General features: G+C 35.4%; 7 protein-coding genes. All 7 read right to left on the reverse strand.

Annotated elements, in window-relative coordinates:
• Window positions 1-811 precede the first annotated feature (811 nt).
• Window positions 812-1378, reverse strand: a complete 567-nt coding sequence (locus COE25_RS09965) for a 2'-5' RNA ligase family protein (protein ID WP_098932506.1) — start codon at window positions 1376-1378, stop codon at window positions 812-814.
• Window positions 1379-1695: 317 nt separating this feature from the next.
• The gene (locus tag COE25_RS09975) at window positions 1696-1935 is read right to left on the reverse strand and encodes a hypothetical protein (protein WP_098932508.1); all 240 of its coding nucleotides are present in this window, start codon (window positions 1933-1935) and stop codon (window positions 1696-1698) included.
• A 157-nt stretch (window positions 1936-2092) separates the two neighbouring features.
• Window positions 2093-2395 carry a helix-turn-helix domain-containing protein gene (locus COE25_RS09980; protein WP_098932509.1) on the reverse strand — a complete coding sequence of 101 codons (303 nt, stop codon included), beginning with the start codon at window positions 2393-2395 and terminating at the stop codon, window positions 2093-2095.
• A 189-nt stretch (window positions 2396-2584) separates the two neighbouring features.
• Entirely contained in the window at window positions 2585-2818 is a 234-nt protein-coding gene (locus COE25_RS09985; RefSeq protein WP_098932510.1) for a helix-turn-helix domain-containing protein, read from the reverse strand.
• Window positions 2819-2860: 42 nt separating this feature from the next.
• A complete protein-coding gene (locus tag COE25_RS09990; RefSeq protein WP_098932511.1) occupies window positions 2861-3472 on the reverse strand; it encodes a competence protein ComK in 612 nt (203 codons plus the stop codon).
• A gap of 384 nt (window positions 3473-3856) precedes the next feature.
• Window positions 3857-4684, reverse strand: a complete 828-nt coding sequence (locus tag COE25_RS09995; RefSeq protein ID WP_098932512.1) for a hypothetical protein — start codon at window positions 4682-4684, stop codon at window positions 3857-3859.
• A 752-nt stretch (window positions 4685-5436) separates the two neighbouring features.
• Window positions 5437-5772, reverse strand: a complete 336-nt coding sequence (locus tag COE25_RS10000; RefSeq protein WP_098932513.1) for a hypothetical protein — start codon at window positions 5770-5772, stop codon at window positions 5437-5439.
• Between the last annotated feature and the right edge of the window lie 463 nt (window positions 5773-6235).

Consider the following 6235-nt stretch of genomic DNA (forward strand, 5'->3'; position numbering starts at 1 on the left):
GAGGTTAACGAGGCAGTATAGGAGTTGGTGCTCATGAAGGCTCTTGGCAAGGGTTTTTGGGTCAAAAGAATATATTTGGAATATTTCTTTCTATTGGGTTTTTAGTTTCTGTTGGTAAATTAGTTAGCTATAAAACTAAAAAAGTTAACCCTATCAGTCTTATAACATTAGTACTCTCCTTGTTTCTTATTATCAAATCTGATTCAAAGACTGCACTGGGTTTGTCGTTGAGTATCTTGTTAACAATATTTCTATCTAAATTTACAAAATTAAATAATTTCTTATTAACATCTTTAATTTTTTTCTTTAATTCCTTAATTATCCTACTTTATTTTCACTAAAGTAAGATAAAAGAGATAACAGGATTTGATTTTCATTTACCAGAAGGACAGAAATATGGAAAATAATAATAAGCTATATAAAAGAAAGTAATTATAAGAGTTATGGGTACAATGCTTTTTTGAATTCTAACCTCGTATATGGTCTTGAAATGCAACTTAAAAATTTTATAACCGTAAGCTCCCATAACGGATATTTAGATCTTGCATTAGGTATAGGTCTGGTTCCTATATTGAAAATTATTTTTGCTATAATACGTTACTCTATAACTTCTATAAAGCTTTTCAAGTTTGATAGAAAATACTTGTTTTTATTACTGTATTTGATATTTTCCATAATATACAACTTTAATTCCCGTGCCTGTCCCCCCCCCGATATTTGTCGAAGATTGATAGGTTTTAAGAGAGATAGAAAATAACAGAATGAAGTTGCAACTGAATATTGTGAGGGCACGGTTGGGTGCCCTCTGGCTTTATTTTTCAAATTCAAACGTTTTTAGAGTTTTAACGAGAGAGTTAGTCATATACCAGTCGTTATATACAAAATCGATACGATCAAAATTAACGCAGCCAAAGTTATATTCCCGATATCGGTGTAAGTAGTCAATAAAGGTTTTATTGTTTTGAAGAGGATTTTTAAACCTAATTACTGTACTATGAGCTGTTTTTAGCGTATATCTTTCATCCATGGATTGCTTCAAATGGGAGGAAAGAAAGCTATGCCTTAATTGATTCCTCAACCTAAGTAAGTTATCATCCAATGGGAATCCTTGGATCATTACACAAGAAGGGGAAGCTGTTATACCTTTAAATGATATCTTAAACGACCTTAACGAATTCATAGCATTATCAATAACCGTAATATAATCCTCTTTATTAATTTTTCCTATATCAAAAGTATCATCACAACTGATGATTGATAAAATGGTTAAGTGAATGTCCTCTTTTGTATAAAAATGTTGATTGGGTTCCAAGGCAAGCCCTTCATTCAAAAAACCTAATATTTCTGTAAGTGTATCTCCGTTCAATCTTCCAATCACCGTTAATCCTCGTCTAAAATCGAGCTCTCTATGATTTAAAATAGGATCAAATTCAAATTGATTATTTTTAAACCAGTAATGGACCGATTCCACATATCATTGTAAATTGCCGATACATTTTGCTCTTCCATAATCATCACTCCTTGCAAAGGATTATTGTATCCTAAAATGCTAAGGAAGCAAATGTAGTTTGGTTTTATTATGTTAATATCAAAATAAATGGGCAGAAAGGAAAGGAAGATAAGGAGAACATTAGGACGATTTTGGTGGTCGGAACCAACCTCATTAAGAACCATGAGAACCGTCCCGGTAGAGTCTTATCCTGGGAACTCTTCCATCAAAGTATATAAATCATTGATGGCTAGATTCACACTCTCTTCTTTATTTTCATGAAATCCAGATCCTGATAAATCACCGTGGTGAAGAAAGGAATTTCTAGCGAAGCTTTTGTAACCTTCAGGCACCGTAAATATCTCGACAATAATCGTGAAACTATTGTCTATATACATTTTTCTAATCTCTAGTTCTTCACCGTATATTTCTGATACAATCCTCATACAATTAACCTCCTGTCTAGAAAGTAAAATGATTCATAGCTTCAGATTTTTGAAAAATATGTTTCCATATACTAGTATACTCCTAAAAATAGGAAAAGTAAGAGCAGATTTAACTCTTACTTTTCTAAAGTATTAGCTAAAAGAGATAGATCCTTTCTTATTTTTCAGGCTCTTCTTCGAAGAAACGTACAAAATCAATGGTTTTACCCATTTCATGAACCAGTTCTTCAGTCTTCATATCCAATCCGTTTGCGAGCATAATGATAGTTGCAAAGGATGGACTTTTTTTGTTTGTTTCTAGGTCGCTGATATATGAGCGATCTAATTTGCTGCGATGAGCCAATTCTTCTTGAGACATACCCGTAGCAAGCCGCAACGGTTTTAGTGCTTTACCTATGTAAATGGCCTTTTCTTTTTTCAAGGAAATTCTCCTTTTTAAGACCATTACATAACTTGGCACAGTATAGCTCCACGGGCTGTAGTCTACAAAACATATCGAATTGGAAATATTATTTAAAATTGAAAGGTTTAACAGTTAATTTTAATAAAATAGACACAAACAATGGTACTAAAAGTCTTGATCTCCAAATCAGGTATTTAAAGTGCCTGGCTTTTAGTCTTAATCTTGATTATCGGAATAATCCTTTAACTACTTGTTCTCGGTATGTTGTTCTACTTCCATTAACATTTCAGAAGCCTTCATTCCTAAACCGATAGCAAGAGCCATGATTGTGTCCAGGCTAGGTTTTTTAATATTTCTTTCCATTAAACTGATATAGGATGGATGTCGACAGCAGCGGTAGGCCAACGCTTCTTGGGAAAGCTGCTGTGCATTCCTTAATTTTTTTAATACGGATCCGAAGTGACAAATTGAATTATCCAAAGAATTACCCCTTTTTCAATGATATAGTCCAGATCTGATTAATTATTTATGGTCATCTTCTAGGTTACTAAAATTGTATCTACCTGTTTTCTCCTTGGTTAACTGATGTCCTTTTGGGGGTTCGAGGTAAAAAGTGAGCGGACCTGGATGGTTTCCTCTTTTCATAGATATCTGCATTAATTGATTGGCTTTGTGAATCCTATTATTAAAGAATGCTAATTTTGAATCAACGATAATAGAATGACCGTTACTTAATTCGACTTCCGTCTTAAGCCCCATCGCCTTTGTCCTTACAATATGTTCTGGGCTGAACCAAATACAATCCCCTTTATGAGGTGATTTGTTCGGAAACAGGCAAATACCCAAGTATGGGTTGACGATGATTGGGCACCTCGCCCGTTCACCAAGGATGAGTTTGGCGCTGGCCATTGCCCCTCTTAGATCGTATCCTATGTAAATTAATGTATCGTCTAATAGTTGTAGCGGTGTTCGATCGACCAGAAAAGACGAACCTCCTGCCATGACACGAGCACACAGCTTGCCATAACAATCATATTCTCCCATCAGTAAAATCATTTTCTTTTCAATAAAATAGCTTTTTTGAATAATAATGGTCTTCCTCTCCTTTAAATCATTTGATTTGAAAAAAGGCATACCTACTACTATAACTGTTATGTACTGCCCGTTGGAAAGGAAGGTTGTACGTTCATTTATCTGTATGGATCGTCTCTGACTACTTTGGCAGCTTGCGGGTAGATTTCTCACTTAGCAGGTATCATTGTTTAACCTATTTGCTCAGTCGAGATAATTTTGAAAATATGTTAATCATTGCCTCTCGTATTAATTAAATAATAATCAGGACTATATTACTACAGACTAAAGTATGTGTATTCGCCATAATTCGCCTTATTTCGTGACAATCCAGTGACAGAATTAAAGTGCTATTCGTGGCCAGAAATGTGAAAAGTCTTAGGGTTATAAGTAGTATAGTGAAACAAAAAACATGATCTCTTCACCAAAACCGTTGTTACTAAACTGTTAATGATTCTGATTGGAACCCAGACAAAATACAATTTTCTCATCATTTACATCAAACTTCTCTTCGAGTGCTTCATGATAAAGGATCAAAAACTTATGATCTAAGATTCCATAAAAATAGCCGAATGGATTTTTGATATTGCTGTTGAACTTCATCTTCCTGATTAGCTGCTTAAAGGATTGGATGGCGACATCTAGGATTAGTTCGGGATCATTTTCCCAATGGTGTTGATAGGCAGTGATTTTCACGATTTTCCAATGCTCTTCGATTGCCTTTGCCTCAGGAAAGAAGCACTTTACCAACTGAACAAAAGGCTGTGGAACTCGGTCACTCACATAGGTATGATCTAATTCAGACGGTTCTTCTTTACGTTCTTTTATCTTTTGATCTTTTTCAGTTTTTAAAAGATTATTAGTTTCTTTAGGGTGGTTCAAGATTTCCTCTTTAGGTAGTTCATTTGTAGGAAAGCGATTAAACGAATACAAGTTACTAGACTGCGAACCATTTTTTCTTTCTGTTTCATAAACCGATATCATTCCCAAATCCTTTGCTTTTTGAATCATTCGCTTAAAGGTCGAGCGTGAGATTCCATGATCACTGTACTCTGCATGAATCGCTTTTAAAATGGTTCCTATTTTCGCATTGCAAACGCCAGGTATTTTGGCAGAAAAACGAACCAGCCGCTTCAAACCAACCAGTGCTCCTTTTGAAAAATCTTGCTTGTGCTTCGCCAACCACATCTCGATATGGGTATTCAATTCCTTTAGCGAAGTAAATTGTGAAAACTGCTCAAATCCTTCGATATTGCCAGACTTTAAACCTACCATTTCATACACCCTTCCACCGCATTGATTTCTGCTTCCAATCGTCTAGTTAACGATTCCAGCACCTCAACGATATCGGGTTTGGCTGCGTAAATCGAACGACTTAAATTCACTTTTGGAGCCGTTTTTGTATCGAAACGCATCAAAAAGGGGGTCAAAAGTGATTTTTGAAGTCGTTTTTTGCATTTTAAGCTAGTTTTCATATCATTTTGCATCTGTAACCCGGAAGGGGTGTTCGTACCCGATTTTGAAAACCTTCTATATTTATTCTGTTAACTAGGTTTACTAGAGGACACTCAGTAAATGGCCACATAATTGAATGGGGAGAAATCCTAATGCAGCTGCCCACCTGAGTTCCTTTTTCAAAAAGGCATGGTTGGAGACAGCTATCGACAGTCTTTTTAGGTATTTTAAGTGATAAATCCAGTCATGACCGATGCTGAGGGGAGTTTTAACCAATCGTTTGTGTAGTGGGGAAAAGACGGGAAATTAATAGAATTATGTAAGTTTATTTGAAACCTATCTGATTTTGTGGAAAGTTGAGATATTTCCTGCGGAATTTACTTCCGGTTCTCGACAATTTTCATTCTTGCCTGGCAGGGGAGGCTCTTATAAATCAGTACTTGTAGATTTTTTAACTAAACGTTTGAATAGTATAGCTTAAATAGAATTTAATCGAACGGCTGTCGATTAGTGACAAAAGTGGTTTGGACCGTTTCTTTCCCCAATTTTAAGACCATTTTTCAATAATTTATTTATACATTAGGGAAGGCTGATTCATATTTATCAAGGAGTGCAGCCATTCTAATCAAACGATTGATTGAAAGCGAAACTTGAGGAAAATGGGCGAAGTTTGTTTCATTTGTATCTATCAGGGGGTATGGTTCAGTTATCAATCCTGCTTTTAGAAGTTCATCTGAAACCAGCTTCCTCCAATCCCCACGAAAAATAATCATCATAAAGAAAAGAAATGCAAAGCTGAAGACCTCGGTCTGATGTAATAGCGGGACTTGTGGTAGCCCTCGTAAAGACAATGCGGCTTTAAAGCCTATTCTTTCGAAACCACTAGCTTCAGCTATGGGGATACTCATCAAAAACAATCCATGTTGCTAAAGGATTCATCCCCAAACTAATCAAACGTTTGTATTGTTCTTAAATTGGCTAAAGAAGTCTACTAATATAAAAAATTAGCCGATGTTGAAAGGTTATGAAACCTTACCATATAAAGGTACTCTGGTACACGATAAAATTTTTTCTAGTACCTTGAACAAAGTCTGTTTTTCAATAGGTTTTGGCGGTTTTAATCAATCGTTTGGTTAAGTAGGATTTTGTCGATTGTACTAATAAGGTACATCAAGGGTACAGAAAAGAAGGATGAGACACATCCTAACGAGTTCTGTTGCCTATCGCAAAACGTGAATTGTAGCTTAAAATGCATATGAAATTGCACCGCATTTGCGGTGCTGTTTGATTGTGAAAATAAATAGCCCAGTCCTATTTGAACTGAGCTACTTCAAAGTTTTATTTCAAAGTTTCTTCATACAGATAGGTAAG

The sequence above is a fragment of the Bacillus sp. AFS031507 genome (assembly GCF_002584635.1).
Classification (GTDB): domain Bacteria; phylum Bacillota; class Bacilli; order Bacillales; family Cytobacillaceae; genus Neobacillus.